The 19,142-nt window shown below is 53.6% G+C and carries 18 protein-coding genes; 5 read left to right on the top strand and 13 right to left on the bottom strand.

The window, feature by feature from the left end:
* Positions 1–9: 9 nt before the first annotated feature.
* The 7 genes from LX87_RS03675 to LX87_RS03645 all read right to left on the bottom strand — a co-directional run bounded on the left by LX87_RS03675 (position 10) and on the right by LX87_RS03645 (position 6,045).
* Positions 10–729 carry a peptidylprolyl isomerase gene (locus tag LX87_RS03675; protein ID WP_111626801.1) on the bottom strand — a complete coding sequence of 240 codons (720 nt, stop codon included), beginning with the start codon at positions 727–729 and terminating at the stop codon, positions 10–12.
* Positions 730–798: 69 nt separating this feature from the next.
* Complete coding sequence (locus LX87_RS03670) at positions 799–1,242, bottom strand: GNAT family N-acetyltransferase (protein WP_111627469.1); 444 nt, start codon at positions 1,240–1,242, stop codon at positions 799–801.
* Between the two features lie 34 nt (positions 1,243–1,276).
* Complete coding sequence (hemC, locus tag LX87_RS03665) at positions 1,277–2,200, bottom strand: hydroxymethylbilane synthase (protein WP_111627468.1); 924 nt, start codon at positions 2,198–2,200, stop codon at positions 1,277–1,279.
* An 8-nt stretch (positions 2,201–2,208) separates the two neighbouring features.
* A complete protein-coding gene (gene rimK / locus LX87_RS03660) occupies positions 2,209–3,111 on the bottom strand; it encodes a 30S ribosomal protein S6--L-glutamate ligase (RefSeq protein WP_111626800.1) in 903 nt (300 codons plus the stop codon).
* 61 nt (positions 3,112–3,172) lie between these two features.
* Positions 3,173–3,649 (bottom strand): ATP-dependent zinc protease family protein, encoded by a 477-nt coding sequence (locus LX87_RS03655; RefSeq protein WP_111626799.1) that lies wholly within the window; start codon positions 3,647–3,649, stop codon positions 3,173–3,175.
* A complete protein-coding gene (locus LX87_RS03650; RefSeq protein ID WP_111626798.1) occupies positions 3,646–4,791 on the bottom strand; it encodes a DNA polymerase III subunit in 1,146 nt (381 codons plus the stop codon). Before LX87_RS03650 ends, LX87_RS03655 begins: the two co-directional genes overlap by 4 nt.
* 51 nt (positions 4,792–4,842) lie before the next feature.
* A complete protein-coding gene (locus LX87_RS03645) occupies positions 4,843–6,045 on the bottom strand; it encodes a putative sugar nucleotidyl transferase (protein WP_111626797.1) in 1,203 nt (400 codons plus the stop codon).
* A 158-nt stretch (positions 6,046–6,203) separates the two neighbouring features.
* Here LX87_RS03645 and LX87_RS03640 point away from each other — a divergent pair, with 158 nt between their 5' ends.
* From LX87_RS03640 to nagA, 3 genes are all read left to right on the top strand, one after another.
* Positions 6,204–6,752 carry a hypothetical protein gene (locus LX87_RS03640; protein ID WP_111626796.1) on the top strand — a complete coding sequence of 183 codons (549 nt, stop codon included), beginning with the start codon at positions 6,204–6,206 and terminating at the stop codon, positions 6,750–6,752.
* Positions 6,753–6,815: 63 nt separating this feature from the next.
* Positions 6,816–7,568 (top strand): shikimate dehydrogenase family protein, encoded by a 753-nt coding sequence (locus LX87_RS03635; RefSeq protein WP_111626795.1) that lies wholly within the window; start codon positions 6,816–6,818, stop codon positions 7,566–7,568.
* Positions 7,569–7,587: 19 nt separating this feature from the next.
* Positions 7,588–8,742: an N-acetylglucosamine-6-phosphate deacetylase gene (gene nagA, locus LX87_RS03630; protein ID WP_111626794.1), complete on the top strand. Its 1,155-nt coding sequence runs from the start codon at positions 7,588–7,590 to the stop codon at positions 8,740–8,742.
* Here nagA and ribD read toward each other — a convergent pair.
* Positions 8,739–9,749, bottom strand: coding sequence for a bifunctional diaminohydroxyphosphoribosylaminopyrimidine deaminase/5-amino-6-(5-phosphoribosylamino)uracil reductase RibD (gene ribD, locus LX87_RS03625; RefSeq protein ID WP_111626793.1), 1,011 nt, complete (start codon positions 9,747–9,749; stop codon positions 8,739–8,741). The two genes, nagA and ribD, sit on opposite strands and share 4 nt — an antisense overlap.
* A 123-nt stretch (positions 9,750–9,872) precedes the next feature.
* On the opposite strand from ribD, the gene prmC reads away from it, so the two are divergent.
* Positions 9,873–10,721: a peptide chain release factor N(5)-glutamine methyltransferase gene (gene prmC / locus LX87_RS03620; protein WP_111626792.1), complete on the top strand. Its 849-nt coding sequence runs from the start codon at positions 9,873–9,875 to the stop codon at positions 10,719–10,721.
* A gap of 58 nt (positions 10,722–10,779) precedes the next feature.
* Entirely contained in the window at positions 10,780–11,736 is a 957-nt protein-coding gene (locus LX87_RS03615) for an AAA family ATPase (protein WP_111626791.1), read from the top strand.
* Between the two features lie 5 nt (positions 11,737–11,741).
* On the opposite strand, the gene LX87_RS03610 is transcribed toward LX87_RS03615, so the two are convergent.
* The 5 genes from LX87_RS03610 to LX87_RS03590 form a co-directional block, all read right to left on the bottom strand.
* A complete protein-coding gene (locus LX87_RS03610) occupies positions 11,742–13,220 on the bottom strand; it encodes a GDSL-type esterase/lipase family protein (protein WP_170139297.1) in 1,479 nt (492 codons plus the stop codon).
* Positions 13,221–13,323: 103 nt separating this feature from the next.
* On the bottom strand, positions 13,324–14,823 hold the full coding sequence (locus tag LX87_RS03605; RefSeq protein WP_111626789.1) for an MBOAT family O-acyltransferase: 1,500 nt from the start codon (positions 14,821–14,823) through the stop codon (positions 13,324–13,326).
* Positions 14,824–14,911: 88 nt separating this feature from the next.
* The gene (locus tag LX87_RS03600; protein ID WP_111626788.1) at positions 14,912–15,859 is read right to left on the bottom strand and encodes a glycosyltransferase family 2 protein; all 948 of its coding nucleotides are present in this window, start codon (positions 15,857–15,859) and stop codon (positions 14,912–14,914) included.
* Between the two features lie 49 nt (positions 15,860–15,908).
* On the bottom strand, positions 15,909–17,633 hold the full coding sequence (locus tag LX87_RS03595) for a hypothetical protein (protein ID WP_111626787.1): 1,725 nt from the start codon (positions 17,631–17,633) through the stop codon (positions 15,909–15,911).
* Positions 17,630–19,108, bottom strand: a complete 1,479-nt coding sequence (locus LX87_RS03590; protein WP_111626786.1) for a hypothetical protein — start codon at positions 19,106–19,108, stop codon at positions 17,630–17,632. Before LX87_RS03590 ends, LX87_RS03595 begins: the two co-directional genes overlap by 4 nt.
* Positions 19,109–19,142: the final 34 nt, after the last annotated feature.

Here is a 19,142-nt window from a genome sequence, read left to right as displayed (position 1 = left end):
GTAGAGGATCTATCTGTTTTTAGGATAGACGTACCCGAACTGTTTTGTAATTTTTTTCTTTTTCATCCATTCGCCCGATACCGTCATTTTCAAGTCTTTGAGCGGACGGTTGAGCGGATTGGCGGGTTGTCTGGCGATGCTGTCGACCACGGCCAGACCGTCAATCACTTCGCCAAAAACCGTATAATTTCCGTCGAGATGTGGGCTGCCGCCCAGCGTTTGGTAAACCTGCTTCTGCGCATCGGTTGGCTGACGGCCTTTCATCTGGGCAATGCGTTCGGTTTGCTGCTGAAGCTCCGCGTCGTTCCAGACCCGGCCCTGCACTACGTAGAACTGGCAACCGCTCGATGCCTTTTCGGGGTTATTATTCCGGGCTGCCGCCAGCGCGCCTTTCTTATGATATAATTCCGGGACAAACTCGGCCGGGATGGTATAGCCTGCATCACCGCTGCCCAGCATCTGGTCGGGCGGGGCGTTTCGGGAGTCTGGATCACCACCCTGGATCATGAAATTCTGAATGATTCGGTGGAACAGCAAACCGTCATAAAACTTCTCCTGAGTCAGTTTAATGAAGTTCGCTTTGTGTTTCGGGGTCTGATCGTACAAAATCAACCGCATCGGGCCAAATTCCGTGTTGATCGTCACCAGATAATCCTTCTTTTTAGACGGTTTTTTGGCCAGAACGGGCCAGGCAAGCAGCAGAGCAATGAGCAGAACGGGTATCCGCATAGTAAACGGGTTAGAAGTCAAAACCGAAGAAGTGCGCTTTCTTCTTTTCTCTGTTTTCGTTTGTCTCAATTACAATTTCAACGCAAAATGGTGGCTGACAATGTTAAACCGTTTGTTCAGATACAGCCGGTGCGCATCATACCGCTGCGGATTCTGACCCGAATCGAGTGTCACGGCGGTACAACCGGCGCGTCGGGCTTCGGCAATCACAAAGTCGACCAACTGGCTGGCGTACCCTTTGCCGCGCTGGTCGGGCAGCGTTGACAAATCGTCAATGTAAAGCGTTTTGCCACTGAACAGCAGGTTCATATACCGGTATCCGATGGCCGCCGGAGCCGCCGTTTCGGAAGAATCCTGCCCATCTGGCTCAACGTAGGCCACCACGTAACGGTCTTCTTTCTGTAGCAGCAAAATTTGTTCCAGGGCCTCGTTGGGGCTCAGGTGCGGTCGTAACGTAACCAACGCGGGAAGACAACGGCGAAGGTCGGCTTCGGTTTGGGCAATTTTAACCATAACAAGTTGTAACAGCGGGTTTTGGACCGACAAGTTACAAGTTTTGACGCACCGCCCGCAAGATTTCGTCCCCACCTTTCGCTAAAATACTCTCAGCCAGTGCGTGTCCCAGCCGCTCAGCTTCCGCCGGTGGTCCGCTGAACCGGTCGCGCAACAGCTCACTGCCGTCCAGGCTAACAACCCCGCCCGTCAGGCTGATCTCACCGTCCTGCCAGGTGGCCAGCCCGAAAACCGGAATGCTGCAACCGCCTTCCAGCCGCCGTAAAAAGGCCCGCTCGGCTTTCAAACAGGCTTCGGTTGGTTCATGGTTGGTTAATTGACGGATGGTGTTCAGTTTATCAATGGACAGGCTCGAGGCCGCTTCGATGGCTACGCTCCCCTGTCCGACGGCGGGGGTAAAATCCTCGGTAGGCAGGTATTCGGCAATCAGATCGTCGTATTCCATCCGGTGAACGCCCGCGTAGGCCAGCAGCAGGGCATCGCACTGGCCTTCTTCCAGCTTGCGCAACCGGGTTTGCAGGTTGCCCCGCATATCGACGGTTTTGATGTGCGGACAGAAATGCTTCAGCATCGCCACCCGGCGCGTGGAGGAGGTACCGACCACAAATTCCCGCCCACTCGTCAGCGACAGGCTTTTGTCCTGGCTGATTAAAACGTCATTGACCCGCTCGCGTTCGGTAAACGCAATAATGGATAAATCTTCCGGCAGCGACGATTGCAGGTCTTTGGCGCTGTGCACGGCAATATCAATCGTTCCGGCCCGAAGCTGGTCTTCCAGTTCCTGCGTAAAAACGCCCTTACTGCCAATCTTGGCCAGCGACCGATCCAGAATTTTATCGCCCTTGGTTTCAATAATAACCAGTTCCGAATCCACTTCGGCGGCTTTTAACAGATCCTGAATGTAGTAAGCCTGCCAGAGCGCCAGCCGACTGCCGCGTGTTCCAATTTTAATGTTCATCATTCCATTTATACACCAACCGTGTCCACTTCATCGGTCGGAATTTTTTCTTCAATGTATTCAACAATCTGGCCAGCAATATCAACCTTGGTTGTCTTTTCGACACCTTCCAGCCCCGGCGACGAGTTGACTTCCAGCACCAGCGGCCCGCGTTGCGATTGCAGCATATCCACCCCTGCCACCCGTAAACCCAGGGATTTGGCAGCATGAACGGCGGTCCATTCTTCGTCGGGGCTCAGCAAAACCGTCTGCCCGGAGCCGCCCCGGTGCAGGTTGGAGCGAAATTCACCCTCTTTGCCCTGCCGCTTCATGGCAGCAACCACCCGGCTACCCACCACAAACGCCCGGATGTCGGCGCCTTTTGCTTCGGCAATATACTCCTGGATCAAGACATTTGCCTTCAATCCGTAAAAAGCTTCGATGGTCGATTTGGCGGCTTTGGCACTTTCGGCCAGCACCACGCCCATGCCCTGCGTTCCTTCGAGCAGCTTGATCACGACCGGCGGGCCGCCCACCAGCGCAATCAGCGGGTCTACATCTTTGGGATGTTTGGCAAATACGGTTTTGGGCAGCCCCACCCCCGCCTTCGACAAAATCTGCAAACTCCGCAATTTATTGCGGGAACGGGTAATGGCCTGCGACCGGGCCGTTGTAAATACTTTCATCATCTCAAACTGCCGGACAACCGCACAACCGTAATCAGTTGCCGAAGCGCCAATCCGCGGCACAATGGCGTCGATGTGTTCCAGCGGCTGACCTTTATAAAGAACATCCGGCTTGCCGCCTTCAATCATCATCTGGCAGCGCAGGTGATCAATGACAACGGCTTCGTGTCCACGTTCTTCGACGGCCCTGACCAACCGTTTTGTAGAATACAATTCGGGATTGGTCGACAAAATAGCGATACGCATATCGGATAAACAAGAAAGTCAGTGGATGGAAAGGAGACAGAACCGGCCCGTGTCACCAACGTCAGGAAGCCGGGCTCTGTTGTTTCATCTGGTACGAAACGTTTTGGAGTGATACGTCAACAACAAATTTGTTGCGCAATAGTTTGCGCCCCAGTAATACCGGGAAGCGCATGGTTCCGCGATTGGCCAGCGAGAATTCAGCCCGGATCAGCCGCCCCATGATCAGCACACGGGTCTGAATGACAAACCGTTTCTCGGACTGCCCAAATGAGTTTTTAATGGTTTTGTACTGGAACAGATCGGTAACAAACTGTTTTTTCTTCCGGCCCCGATCCCCGACCAGCGTAAAGCGCAGGCGAAAGCCGTCGCCGTGGGGCACCAGTTTAACGTCCGTACAGTGCAGAGCAGACGTATAAGCGCCCGTGTCAATCTTGGCATCAACGTCGGTCCAGCCCAGGTCCGGAAAATCCAGCCGGTCGGCAAAACCGATTACCTGTTTGGGGCGCTCGCCCGAAACGGTCTTCGTCGGGCGTTTCATTTTCCGTTGCGAATCAGGCTGCTGAAGGAAAGTGACAGGTCCATCATGACCATTTTGGCCCGGACGTTTCGTTCGATATGAAATACCGCTTCGTTCAACTGACCAACCATACTTTCCAGGTGTTCGGATGTGAGAACTTTACCAAAATTTTCTACAAACGTACGTTCTTCGTCCGGGAGTCGCAAGAGTTCGTTGACGCCGTGTTTCCACAAAAATAAATCCCGGCAAAGGTTCAGGCTGTAGTCGAGCAAACCCCGCTGTTTTTCCTTTCCCATCGCATCAAACTGATCGGCCTGTTTGACGAGTGTAATCAAATCCTGCCGGTAGCACAACCGCATCCATTCGGCAAACCAGCTGTGCCGGTCGGAACCCGGTTCGCCCTCGCCTTTTTCCGGTTCTTCTTCCGACAACCGGATGGCTTCCGAGAGATTACCATCGGCCAGATAGGCCAGTTGCCGGGCGCGTTTTTCGGGCAGATTCAGGTGCTGGCGCAGGTGCGTAGTCACTTCGTCGTCGGTAAAGTTCTGCACGGCTACGCGCTGGGTCCGCGACAGAATGGTGATCAGCAATTTATCGGCCTGGTTGGTCACCAGCAGAAAAAGCGTTTGGGCGGGCGGTTCTTCCAGCAATTTCAGCAGGGCGTTGGCCGTGGCGGTATGCAGGTTTTCGGCGCACCAGATCAGGACAATTTTGTAGTTACCCTCGTAGGCTTTCAGCGACAGTTTTCCCATCAGTTCCCGGGCCTCTTCGACCGGAATGTTGCCCTGTTTGATGCTGACAGCCGCCAGCCATTCGTCCAGCACACGGTATGGATGTTCGAGCACAAACTTGCGGAAGTCGGCCATCAGGGTTTCGCTGGTTACTTTGCTGCCCGCCACCGGAAAAATAATCGACAAATCGGGGTGTACCAGCTTCTGCATTTTCAGGCAGGACGCACACCGGCCGCAAGAGTCGGCCAGCCCGTCGCCGGATTCTTGCCGGTCTTCGCAGTTGACGAAGGTGGCAAACGCCAGCGCCAGCGCCAGATTTGCGCTGCCCGGCGGACCGTCAAAAAGCTGGGCGTGGGCCAGGTGGTTGGTCTGCACCGCCCGGATCAGCGCCCGCTTGGTATCGTTATGTCCGATGATTTCACTGAATTGCATACTGAAAAGAAGAAAGCAGGAAATGGATTACACGCCCCAGTTGCCTCCCGTTTACGATTTGTTGTTTCTGTTCTCTTTCTCCATTCGATGGACTTCCCGCAGAATGGCTTCGTCCACGTCGGTAAAGACCATGCCCCGCTGGGTGATGGTTTCCCGGACCACCTCGACGGCTTTTTCAAGCCGGTAGTCGGTAAGCCCTTCGGCTCCACCGCCCCAGGAAAACGATGGAATGTGCTTCGGCTGAAAACCCGCGCCAAACACGTTGACGTTGACACCCACCACCGTACCGGTATTGAACATCGTACTGATGCCCGCCTTGGTATAATCGCCCATCATCAGCCCGCAAAACAGCCGATCGATGTTTTCGAACTGGCCGGTCGCGTAGCTGTAGAGCTTTACGTTGGTATAATCGTTTTTCAGATTCGAGTTGTTGGTATTGGCTCCCAGATTGCACCATTCCCCAATCACCGAATTGCCCAGAAAACCGTCGTGGCCCTTGTTACTGTAGCCGAAGAAAACCGAATTGCTGATTTCTCCGCCCACCTTGGTATACGGTCCGATGGTGGTATTGCTGCGCATTTTGCCGCCCCAGTTGATGGTGGCGTGGTCGCAGAGCGCAAAAGGCCCGAGCATAACCGTACCTTCCTGAATCAGCGCGTTTTTACCGATATAAATTGGACCGCCTTCCGCATTCAGTACAGCCGCCCGGATTTGGGCCCCTTCTTCCACAAAAATGTTTTCGGGCGCGTAACAGCGCGTATGGGGGTCCGTGATGGGCTGCGACGTGCGCCCGGCCGTTAGCAACTCAAAATCGGCCCGGATCTGCTCGCTGTTGCTGGCAAAAATATCCGGCAGACTTCTGATGACCGTCAGCGGTTCCTCAAAAACCGTTATCGTTTGCGCGTCGTCAGCCGAAGGAGCCGATTCCAGCGGTTTTTCCGTATACAGCGCCAGCAGCAAGCCATCGGGTGTTACCAGAGCTCCCTCCAACGGCAAACTATTCAGTGCAATAATTAGTGACTTCGTGGGGCAAATGGCGCCGTTCACGAACAATCCGGATGGCTTTGGCTGATAAGGATATTTTATTTGCAGGTAAGGCTGCGTTAGAAACGCAGGTACGGTATTGAACTGCCGGGTCCATTTTTCCGTGATGGTGCAGATGCCAACCCGGATTTCACTCACTGGCCGCGTAAATGTAAAAGGTAACAGGGCCGTGCGAATCGTTGAATCGTCAAACAGAATCAGGTTGTACATACGCTACTCGAAAGTCTGGCTGCAAATATCCGAGTTTAATTGCGAAAGTGCCCGATCCGGTTTTAGTAAATAGTTAATTTTTTGATGTGTCTTTTAAACCCTTGCTCCGTCTAAACGGTCATTAACACATCGAGATAACCGCTACCCACCATCCCACCATGAAGAATATTCTTTTACTGACTTTAATTGGGTTTCTGTTGAACTGTGACAATAAAAAAATAGGCGTTCCCCAGCTCCCGAACTGCGGTAACTTCATGGCTCTGAAAAACAAACAGGAGTGGTCGGCGTCGCCATCCGCGACTTTTTTTAACCGCGACAGCATCAATCTGATGGTCGAAGAATGTGGTAGCTTCCGCACACATGGCGAAGTTCAGTGGCTAAGTATCAACCAACTCCCCATCAGAACCGGCCGTTACCCGTTACAGGCGACCCGCTGGGATGCGCTAAACGGCACGCCCCTCTCGGTCTGGCTCTACACCCGCATCGGCGAGAATACCACCGGCATCCGGTACAACCTCTATCATGCGGCTCCCGAAGCAAACGAAATTACGATTGATAAGTACAACCCAAAAACCCGGCAACTGGACGGACACCTGAATGCTACGTTCGTTATCGACCCGGAAAGCGCCGCACCGGGACAGTCGCAAACCGATACCATCCGGATTCAGGACGCGATTTTTTCGGTGGTGGTCAACGGTGCAATTTAATCTGTTTTTTACCGGTCCTATCGGTTTTGGTCGTAGTTTTGGGCAACCGATTTACGCCTATTTATGCACCGCTACGGACTCATTGGATACCCGCTAACCCACTCGTTTTCCCAAAAATATTTTACCGAGAAGTTTGAGAAAGAAGGCATTCCGGACAGCCGTTACGACCTGTTCGAGCTTCCTGACCTGACGGCTTTTCCGCAACTGATTGCCTCCACGCCCGATCTGGTTGGCCTGAACGTAACGATTCCGCACAAGCAGGCTATTATTCCATTTCTCGATGAACTGGATCCGGCGTCGGCGGGCCGAATCGGAGCCGTCAACACCATCCGAATTTTACGGGACGGCCGGAAAATCGGCTACAATACGGATTATTACGGTTTTCGGCTTTCGCTCGAACAATGGTTACAGTCCCTCGATCTGCTTCCAGCATCGCTTCAGGCGCTGGTGCTCGGCAACGGCGGAGCGGCCAAAGCCGTGATTGCGGCACTCGGTGATCTGCAAATCCGCTATCGGCTCGTTTCGCGTCAGCAAACCGCCGAAGCGTTATCCTACGAGTCCATCAGCCCGGAGATCCTGGACGAATACCGCCTGATTATCAACACCTCACCCGTTGGCACCTACCCCAGGGTGGAAGCCAGCCCGGCCATTCCCTACGGGATGCTGACCAGGGGTCATTTGCTCTACGATCTGGTGTACAACCCCGCCGAAACGCGGTTTTTGCAGCAAGGCCGTGAACACGGAGCCGCTACGCACAACGGGCTGCCGATGCTCTACCTGCAAGCCGAAAAAGCCTGGGAGATCTGGAATCTGTAAGCCATAAAACGACGCCATCATGCAGGACTTCACGCTGTATAACGCCACGGTTTTTACCGGAAACGACGTGCTGCACGGCGCATCGGTTCGGGTGGCAAACGGATTGATTCAGGAAGTCTGCACGGGCGGGCCAAATGACGCCGACGGTATTGATTTACGGGGCCAATGGCTGGTACCCGGCTTTGTCGATCTGCAACTTTACGGCGGCTCCGACGTCTGCCTGAATGAATCGCCCACGGCCGAAACCGTTGCCCATATTTACCAGACGCACCTGAAAAACGGGACGACCTCGGTGTTGCCCACGCTTTACTCCACCTCGTTTGACAGAACGCTGAAAGCCGTGGAAGCCGTTCGGATAGGACAAAAGACGGCTCCGAACGGTGTTCTTGGTCTGCACGTGGAAGGACCGTACATCAACCCTGAAAAACGGGGGGTACACAGCGTAACGCACGTTCGGCCACCGGTTGATGCAGAACTGGATGAATTACTGGAAAAAGGCCGGGAGGTTATTCGGATTCTGACGGTGGCCCCCGAAATTTTTCACCCGGAACAACTGAGCCGCCTGCTTGAACAAACCCGTACTACGCCCATCCGGCTTTCGGTGGGCCACAGCAACGCTACTTACCAGCAAGCCACGGCGGTATTTAACGCGGGAATTCCGCTGGCTACGCATCTGTACAACGCCATGCGCCCGTTCGAAAGCCGCGAACCGGGTACCGTGGGGGCCATTTTTGACCATCCAACGGTCCGGGCCAGCATCGTCGCCGACGGTTTTCATTGCGACTGGGCCAGCATCCGCGTGGCGAAACGTCTGCTGAATGAACGGCTTTTTCTGATTTCGGACGCCATGTTTGCCAACCCACCCCGCCCTTCCCACGCTCTGGAAGATCTGGTGATTCAGTACGAAAACGGGCGCTACACAAACCACGAAGGCAAGCTGGCGGGTTCGGCAATTACGCTGCTCGACGCGGTTCGGAACGGTATTCAGTATGTCGGGCTGGAGCCTGCCGAAGCCTTCCGGATGGCATCGACCGTTCCGGCTGAAATCATGGGACTGGGCAATACGTTGGGAAAAATTCAGGCGGGTTTTGTGGCCAATCTGGTCGTTTTAACCGACGCGTTGGCGGTTTCTGAGGTAATCGCCAACGGGCAGTTTCAAAACCGTTCGCGCTAGTTTCGGTACGTCATCAGCCAGTCGTCGCCAATCCGCTCAGTATGGACCAACCGCCCCCGGACCACCGGGGCCGCCAACCCGTTGCCCAGCACCGTTGAGCTTTTAAAAACCTTACCTTCATCCCAAACGCCGGAGGCCAGAAAACTTTCCAATACGCCCGCTCCGCCTTCCACCACCACCGACTGAATTTTCTGCTGGTATAAATCGGCAAGCAATTGCGGCAGGAAATCGGCTTCCGGATCCAGCGTAATGTATTTGACACCCCCGACCATTTCGGCTTCAGGGCGCACCACCGAATACACCAGCGTGGGCTGCGAACCGTCGAAAAGATGCAGGGAAGGCGGTAACGTCAATTGTTTATCAATGACAATCCGCACCGGATTTCGCCCGCTCCAAAGCCGTACGTTCAACTGGGGATTGTCGTAACGGGCGGTGTTAGTACCAATCAGAAAGGCATCTTCTTCCGTCCGCCATTTGTGCACAAGCTGTCGCGATAACGATCCGCTGATTGGAACCGGCCGGAAATCAGCCGGAGCCATAAAACCGTCGGCGGTTTCGGCCCATTTTAAGATCAGGTACGGTCGTTTTTGCTCAATAAAGGTAAAAAACCGGCGGTTTAATTCGCGGCCCTGATCGGCCAGCAGCCCGGTTTCGACGTCAATACCGGCCGCCCGCAGCTTGGCCAGTCCTTTCCCGGCCACCAGCGGATTGGGGTCATCGTTGCAGACGACCACCTTTTTTACCTTTTTTTCAATTAACAAATCGGCGCAGGGGGGCGTTTTCCCAAAATGAGAACACGGTTCCAGCGTGACATACACCGTCGATTCGGGCAGCAGCGACTCGTCTGTTACCGACCGCACGGCATTCACTTCGGCGTGCGGTCCGCCGTATTGCCGGTGCCAGCCTTCGCCAATTATGTGCCCATTGTATACAATTACGCAGCCCACCAGCGGGTTGGGACTAACATGCCCCCGACCCAGCTTAGCCAGTTCGAGGGCACGAAACATAAAGAGAGAATCGTCGATCAACGGTTTCAGAAGATGGTTTATAGGTACCGAAAGTAAAGAAATCCGGCAAATCGGTAAAATCTGTCTGATGAAGGTTTAGATTTACGCAAAATTTACGTCCGCATGCATACAGCCAAGTCGCTATTTGATTCGCTGGTGGGTCAATTGCAGGGATACCGCCCGGAAGAAGCCCGCGCCATTGTATTTTTATTACTGGAACATTTTCTGTTGCTGCGCCGAACCGACGTGGTCGCCGGAAAACCGATTCCGACAACCCCACCGCAACCTGACTGGGACGAACTGATCCGGCGGCTCAATAACCAGGAACCCATTCAGCACCTCATCGGCACCACGGAGTTTTGCGGACTGGAGTTTCAGGTGTCTCCCGCCGTGCTGATTCCGCGCCCCGAAACCGAAGAACTGATCCGGCTCATCGTCCGGGATTACGCCGAAACCACCGGCCAGCTGAACATTATCGACCTCGGCACCGGAAGCGGCTGTATTGCCGTCACGCTGGCCCGGTTTCTGCCGCAGGCATCCGTACTGGCCTGGGATTTGTCACCGGAAGCGCTCGAAGTGGCCCAACTGAACGCCCGCACCCTGCTGGCCGAGGTAGAATTTGAGCAGCGCGATATCCTGAACGTTGGGGCAGAAAACCGCCGGTTTGAGTGCGTGGTCAGCAACCCGCCGTACGTTACGCTGTCGGAAGCGGAACATATGGATACAAACGTTTTACGGTATGAACCGCATTTAGCGTTATTTGTAGAAGATCAGGACCCGCTGCTTTTTTACAAGGCCGTTGCCGATTTCGGGCAGCAGCACCTGAATCCGGGCGGGGGCTGTTACGTCGAAATCAACGAACGGTTTGGTCCGCAGACCCAGCAGGTTTTTGAAGAACGCGGCTACCATAACGTTCAGATTTTTAAAGACATTCACGGCAAGGAGCGATTTGTAAAAGCGATTAAATCGTAATAAGTCCGGGCAGAGCGCCCTGGCTTATTATTTCTACCCCATGACTTCAGCAGATATTATGTATCATGCCAAAATCCGGCAGGTGTTTGAGGAAATGAGCAAGGTGGTGGTGGGGCAGCAAGCCCTGCTCAACCGGCTGCTGATTGGTTTGTTTACCGGCGGACATATTCTTCTGGAAGGCGTTCCCGGACTGGCCAAGACCCTGACCATTAACACGCTGGCAAAGGCATTACAGCTCGATTTTCAGCGAATTCAGTTCACACCGGATTTGCTACCCGCCGATCTGGTCGGTACGATGATCTTCAACCAGAAATCGGGCGATTTTGAAGTAAAGCAGGGGCCGATTTTTGCCAACCTGATTCTGGCCGATGAAGTAAACCGCTCGCCCGCCAAGGTGCAGTCGGCCCTGCTGGAAGCCATGCAGGAAAAACAGGTAACGATCGGTGAAGAAACGTTTGTGCTCGATAAGCCGTTTCTGGTGCTGGCTACGCAGAACCCCGTGGAGCAGGAAGGAACCTACCCGCTGCCGGAAGCCCAGATCGACCGGTTTATGATGAAGGTTTTTGTGGGGTACCTGTCGCGGGATGAGGAACTGGAGGTGATGCGCCGGATGGCCAACCTCAACTTTGATTACGAAGTGCAGCCGGTGCTGGACAAAGATGACATTTTCGGGATTAAGAACGAAATCAACAAAATCACGATGTCGGAGACGCTCGAACGCTACATCATCGAACTGGTGTTTGCGACCCGCCGACCGCTTGATTACAACCTGCGCGACGAAGCCCGGTATATCCAGTACGGGGTTTCTCCGCGCGCCAGCATCCACCTCAACCGGGCCGCCAAAGCCCTCGCCTACTTCGACCAGCGCGATTATGTCCTGCCGGAAGACATCAAGGAAGTGGCCCCCGACGTGTTCAACCACCGGATTCTGCTCAATTACGAAGCCGAAGCCGATGGCGTGACCACGTTGCAGATTATCGATTCGATTCTGCGGAAAGTGGCCATCGGGCGGTAATCTCTTCAGTTTACGGGCTGCACGGCTTTCCGGATTGCTTCGGCCCAGAAAATGCCCAGGGTTGCCGATCCCTTCTTGTTCGGATGCAGGTAAAAGGTCCCCTGCTGGCCGGTTTCGTGCCGAAAATCTGTCAGGTAGTGCGTCCTGAAATAGTTGAATCCCTGCGTATCGCCCACGTAAACCTGTCTGGGATGCGTGGTTGCGTAAGCGGCCACCAGCCCGTCAATCTGCGGAAAATAGCTCTGCAACCGATCCAGCCCTTCCTGCAAATATTTCGAACGGTTATAGGTGGTGGGGCTATACCAGATCGGACGGTGAATCACCAGTTTACACCCCGGATAATCCATCAGTAGCCGGTCGGCAATGGTTTTCAGATTGGTCCGGTACGACTCGGGCGAAACCGGCGAACCGTTCGGCCCCTGAATGGCGCTGTCGTTCGTTCCGAGAACAATCGAAAAGACCAGTTGACCCGTTTGATCGCTCTTAAAGGCATCGGCAGCCTGCGCCACCTTGCCAAATGCTTTGTTGGTAGCGGGCAGAAAATCGACGGTAGTATACCCGCTCACGCCCTGATTGGAAAAAGCCACCTGATCGATACCGGCCTGCTGCTTCAGGTATGCCGTCGCCAGCACCGGCGGGGCTTCCGTCTCGCGATCCTGCAAACCCGCACCCGCCGTGATGCTGTTGCCAATGAAAACGACATTCAGCTTTTGCGATGCCATCGAAGCAACTTCCGATGCGTTCAGAATACCGGCAGTGACACGCTTCCGGTTTACGTCATCAAGGTTAGGCTTGGTGCGCACCCGATCCCGTTCGTCCAGTGCAGCCGTAATGACTGGAATCCAGCGTTGCTGCCCTGCCCGGTTCAGGTGCAGCCGGTCAGCCATGAACAACTGGTCGCGATCCTTGCCGTCCGTCAGCGGAAGCACATCGACGTAGTACAAACCGTCTACTTTTCCGGCTAACGCTTTCACCAGTCGATTAAACTGGTCGGTCTGTTTCCGGAATTTTTCGCGGGCGGGCGAATGCCGATTAGACACGAAATACACTTCCGTCAACGGATTAGCCCGCCAGACACGGGCCAGAAAAGTCCTGAAATTGTTGACAACCGTTTCCGGTGTGTCACCGCCCGCCAGATCGTTGCCTCCGCAGGAAAACACAATGCGGGCCGGACAGTGTGGCAGAATGATCCGGTCCATAACGCGCAGTACATCTGGAATGGTTGCCCCGCCAAACCCGCGATTCACCGGACTAAATTTGCTAAAATCTTCTTCCAGCGCGGGCCCCCAAAGCCGCCAGGTGGAGCTTCCCACAAAAAATGTAGAACCCGGAATTGGTGGGTCATCGACGGCTTTGGCTTCGTAGGCCCTGATTTCGGACTCAAAACGCAGCTCCTGAGCCGCCAGCCTCGCCCCAACAGCCATCCAGGCCAGAAAAACCGTAAGAAAAAATCGTATGGCGACGCCCTGAGACAGCTTTTTCATTTCCGTAATCCATGCTTTTGACCAGAGAGTCGCGCAGTGACAAATCCTACTCGTTATCCGGTGTAGTTTGCCCATTTGAGCTTAAAATCCGGCAAATGATGGTTTAGAATTGGAAATAGATAAACTGGTTTGAGGTAAAGACGCCGAATAGATACGACAGGAGGCAGATCAGTGGGAACAGCACAAAAAACAGCACGGTATTGCGCGTCGGGATGGTCAGGTAGAATTTTTCCTTCAGGAACAAAACCGCCACCAGCAGCACGCAAAACCAGAGTTCAGTGGTATTGAACGGCGCACTAAGCGGCCCGTCGAACGGCGTAAAGATGATTTTACCCAGAATATAAAAGGCATTCTCGACCGGCGCTTTGTGGTTCCGGAAAAACACCCACGTCAGCATCACCAGCACGAACGTCAGCAGGAGTTGCACCAATTGATACGCCTTGTTCTCCTCCGGAAATGTGATGCCCCATCGGCTCAAGGCTTTATCGCGCCAGCCCGCCATGAGCTGATAGGCGCCGTGCAAACCGCCCCAGATGACGTAGTTCCAGCTCGCTCCGTGCCACAAACCACTGACCAGGAAAACAATAAAGACATTCAAATACCGTCTTGACGGGCCGACCCGGTTACCGCCCAGCGGAATGTACAGATAGTCGCGAAACCAGGTGGAGAGGGAAATGTGCCAGCGTCGCCAGAATTCGACAATGGAACGCGAAAAATACGGTGTTCGGAAGTTTTCCATCAGGGTGAAGCCCATCGTCCGGGCCGCACCAATGGCAATGTCGGAATACCCGGAGAAATCGCAGTAAATCTGAATACTGAAGGCCAGCGTTGCTACCAGCAGGGTCAGACCGTTGTGCTGCGTTGGGTTGTCGTAGCCATGGCTAACGATCTCGGCCATCCGGTCGGCAATGACCACTTTCTTGAAAAAACCGAAGGCCATCTGCATCAGCCCGGCTTTCAGGTTCTCGAAATTGAAGTGAAAATACGTATGAAACTGGTGCAGAACGTTCTGCGGTCGTTCAATTGGCCCGGCCACCAGTTGCGGATAAAACATCACGTACAGGGCGTAAATCCCGAAATGCCGTTCGGCTTTCTGGTTGCCACGGTAGACCTCGATGGTATAGCTCATTGCCTGAAACGTGTGAAACGACAGTCCGATGGGCAAAATGGCATCAACAATGCTGAACGAGGTGGTGCCCGGCTGGCCAAATAGCACCAATACTTTGTTGAGCAGGCTGATGGCTTTTCGGTTAACGGCCTGGGCCGGGCCATCCAGGTTAGCCTGATCCAGCAGCCAGACGAGGCTATCCGTAAAAAATCCAAAATACTTGAAAAACGCCAGGATACCGACGTTGGAAATCAGGCTGATGATTAGCAGCCATCTCCGCGCCGAACCGGGTTGGGTTCGCTCCAGCCAGATTCCGGCGTAGTAGTCGATCACGATGGTCAGAAACAGGATCAGGATGTAAGCCGGTTTGAAGACCATGTAGAAATAACAACTGGCCCCCAACAGCAACGCCCATCGCCCGCGCCACGGCAAACTGTAATACGCCAGCGTTACGACAACAAAAAATAATAAGAACTGGAGCGAATTAAATAACATCCCTTCTAGAGTAATGAGTTAAGAATTAAGAGTTAAGAATTAAATGCTTCGGCCAACTCTTCACTCTTCACTCCTAACTCTTAATTTATTACGACTGGCGTTCTTTTTTCCGGATGATCTCGCGAACAATGTACAGCGGACGGCCTTTGCTCTGGAAGAAAATCCGCAGTACGTACTCTCCGATTAATCCTAATCCGATCAATTGAATACCGCCAAAAAGAATGATGGTAAACAACAAAGCCGTAAAGCCCTGCGGTACGCCCCCGAAGAAATATTTTTTGATGAGCGTCTGAATAAAATATAAGACGGCAATGCCAATGGATAGCATTCCCATATTGGTCACGAACTTGATCGGAAATTCGCTGAAGTTGAAAATACCGTTATAGGCCAGCCGCCGGAGCATTTTGAACGTGTATTTGGCTTCTCCAGCCACGCGGGCATCACGTTCGTACTCCACGCCAATCTGCTTAAAACCGATCCAGCTGCGCATTCCCCGAATGAAGCGGCTTTCTTCCGGCATCTGATTCAGGACATTGGCGACCCGGCGGCTGATCAGGGAGAAATCACCACTGTCGAGCGGAATGTCAACGTAGGAAATGGATTTCATGAAGCGGTAGAACAGGAAATAGGCGGTTTTTTTGAAAAAGCCTTCTTTCCGCTTTTTCCGAACCGCATATACCACGTCGTAGCCCTCCTTGAATTTGGCGTAGAATTCGGTCAGCAGTTCGGGGGGGTCCTGCAAGTCACCATCAATGATAAACAGCGCTTCGGTTCCTTTGGCAGCGGCCATGCCCGCCGTCAGAGCAATCTGGTGTCCATAATTCCGGGCCAGAAAAACGCAATGGTACCGTTCGTCGGCCAACGCTAATTGCTGCATGAGCTGCGCCGTATTGTCGCGGCTGCCATCGTCGATCAGGACAACTTCAATAGAAAGCGGAGAACTGTCCATCAGGGCATTCAGCCGCGCAACAAGGTGTGGAAACGATTCCCGTTCGTTATAAAGCGGAGCGACAATCGAAATGAGTGGTTCAGACAAAGCGTATCAAGTTAATATAGGACGCACAAAATTACATGATTGTGTTTACTTACCGAACGATTAAGGTTTGATTCGAATACCGTATATCGACGGATTCACTTGTCGCTACCAGAATACCAACCTGATAGGTATCAGGGTACATAAATGATTTGAGCACCCGGGCAGTGAGGTTCGGCATCCGTCGTCGCAGGTAAAAATGCATTGGAAAATACGGGTTCTCCGCCGGAAACAGGTATGTATGGCGGGCCGATTTCACCACGATACAGGCATCCCGAATCCCGGCGGGCAACGACCAGTTTTCGGTGATTACCCGGAATTCAGCGTCCATTTCATGCACCAGCAGCTTCAAAGCCGGATCAGCGGGCGGGGCAGGATTCAGCAATGTCTGCTCATACGGGGCATAAAACATATTCTGCGGGTACGCATAAAAGCCTTTGTCCTTGGCCGTGTCTACCCACCGCTTGATCGCAGCCGCGTACTCCGACCCGATAATGGCCCCGAAACCAAGCTCATTGTGTTTCTGGTTAAAAACGGAAGTCTGCCGCGTGGCCTGCTGCGCAGCCAGCAGGGGCAGGTGATGAAAATACATTACACTCCAGACGAGCGCGCCCAGCACAATACCGCTTGTCATCCACTTCTTTAGCCGCTGCGGGTCCTTAAACTCGCTCAAGCCGTCCAGATACAGCAGGATAACCAGCAGTGCCGGGTAGAGCATGTAGTTACTGATCAGCATGACCTCGTACCCAAACCGGGGCCGAAGCACCGCCACCACCACGGCATTGACCAGCAGAAAACCATACGCTCCCACGAAAAAATACCGTCGATGGTTCAGTTTCCTGTCCACCGGTTTTTGACCTGGCTGCCACAGACTATGGAACATCGTTGTTCGAAACAACCAGAATAGCAGGGCGATACACGCCATACCGGCCAGCGTTGGCAGGATGCTGCGGGGTAAAATGTCGAGCGTGGGAAAAAAGTCAAACAGGCCGCCCAGGAAGGTGAAAAAGCCAAAAATGACCAGATGGGGGTGTTTCAGGAAAAACGACACACTGCTTTCGTTACCCTGTAAATTGGCAAAATCGTGGAAGTAGAGCAGAATCACCACCACCCCCAGCCCAGCCCAGACGACCAGCCGCCACAGATAATTCATGCCTTCCAGCCGCCACTGCACCAGCAAAACACCCAGTCCGGCCACCCACCCAAACAGGCCGTTGCTCATGGAAAAAGAAGCAAGCATCTGCAACAGAATGGCTCCGATGAAGCGCCAGGGCGAACGGCTGGGATTCGCCAGCCAATACAACGCCCACAGAATCAGCATCGTAACGGCCAGGTGCTGCAACGCCGTGATGGCCCAGAAACTGGTCAGACGGTATTGGGGCTGGAACAAAATCAGCGACACCGGCAAAAAGGCCAGCAACGGCAATCGCATGGAACGAAATATCCGGTACAAAACCAGCCAGATTACCAGCGTACAGCCGAAGGCGACAAAGATCAGCCACCGGAAATTGAGCAGCCCCGTTAGTTTATAAAAAAACAGGGTGGTCAGTTTGGCAAACAGAATGCGGTGTTCGTTGTTGGGAGCCAGCAGCCAGCGCCATTTTTCCGAAAACGAATCGGCACTGGTGTAATTGATGAGAAACCCGAAAAATGATTCCAGATCATCCATCCAGGGGATGTTATCGACAAACAGAAGCACCAGCGCCAGAAAACAAATCACCGGAAAGGCGACCAGCAAAGGAGAAATCTTCCGAAACAGGGGTACAACGGGAATCATGGCTGGCTCGTAACTTGACGTGACGCGGGTTGAACTTCGGACGCTGTAGCTGTAGCCGACGCCGTACGTAATTTGACGCCTTTTCGGTAAAAATAACCCGCCCAGCAATCGTTGAACATGGCTTCTGACCGGTAACTGAGGTCTTCTAACACCAGCGAAGCCGGTAAAGCCGTCAACGGGGGCACGGCAACGGTATCGCCCCGGCTACTGGTCATCAGTTGATACCGTTCTTCCATTTGCTGATGATATTCCCTGGCCCTTCCCGAGCGAAGATCATCGTAGGTCAGCCGCAGGTTTGTATTTCGGTAGCCTGCAACCCCCAACAAAACCGCAACGACCGCAACCGTCGGCCAGCGGTAACCGGTCACAAGCGCCCAATTGCTGATGCGATGGCGGAAAAGCCGGACAAAAACCGTCAGCATGTAAAACCAGCCGACCACCCAGACCAGATTGACGACGTTGAGCAACCGCGCCACCGGCGGAACTCCTACCGCCCAGAAATGCAGGAACGTCAGGACAAACAGCAAACCCAGATAGAAACCCAGCGCCAGCCACCAGTAAATGGAAAAGTAAGGACGCGTCGGGCTATGGCTGTCGGTCAGGCGGTAGGCAACCGGTAAAAAAAGCGCCGAGAGAATTAGAATCGACGAATTTAAAAGCTGGTCGCGGAAGTAAACCGAACCGAATTTGACCGTTTCGATGGCCGAAAAAAGAAAATCCTGACTCAGGCTGTTTCCACCCATCCGGATGGCATTTCCCGGCGCCTGTATCAGGGCATAACTACACAGACCGGCCCAGATTAACAGGCCAATCTGGGCAACCGGAATGGTCCGCCGATACAGTAAACTGACCAGAGCCCGGAACCCTAAAAACGATAACGTCACCACCATCCAGGTTTCACTGGAGCCGATGATGCACAGGACCAAAACCGCTTCCAGCAACAGCAGGGGGCTTTTCCAGCCGGTACGCTGCCGATCGTGCGCAATAAACACACCGAGCAGAAACAGCAGCAGTACGCAGGCCAGGGAATACCCCGCCAGCCCGGTATACCAGTAAAAAAATTCGGCAATGGAGCGCAGTTGGGAAATGTACAGAAAACAGGCACCCGATGCGATGGCAATCTGTCCGGCGGTTGTGATAACCCGCTGGCCAATCTGACGGATTAAGGTAAAAAAGCCCGTCCAGAGCAGACCCAGCAACACAATCGGGAAAATCGTGTAGGCGCTAAACCACCGCCAGATCAGCGGACTCGTGTGCACAATGAAATTGTGGAAATAGCGGCCCGTCCAGCCGTCGTAATAAAACTTCTGGGACCTCCAGACCCCAAAACGCATGACGGTATAGGCGAAACAATAATCATCGACCACCGACGGATGGTTGTAAAAAGACAGCAGAACTAAGGGAGTTGCCACCATCATCAGGCAGCCAATGAGCAGAAAAAATAGAATTTTATTGGGCGTAATCAGTTGATTCATCAGCTCGGAAATTCGTTACCAAAACCGCCATTGA

This window comes from Larkinella arboricola (assembly GCF_003259745.1).
Classification (GTDB): domain Bacteria; phylum Bacteroidota; class Bacteroidia; order Cytophagales; family Spirosomataceae; genus Larkinella; species Larkinella arboricola.
This window is presented reverse-complemented; position numbering and strand designations above follow the sequence as displayed.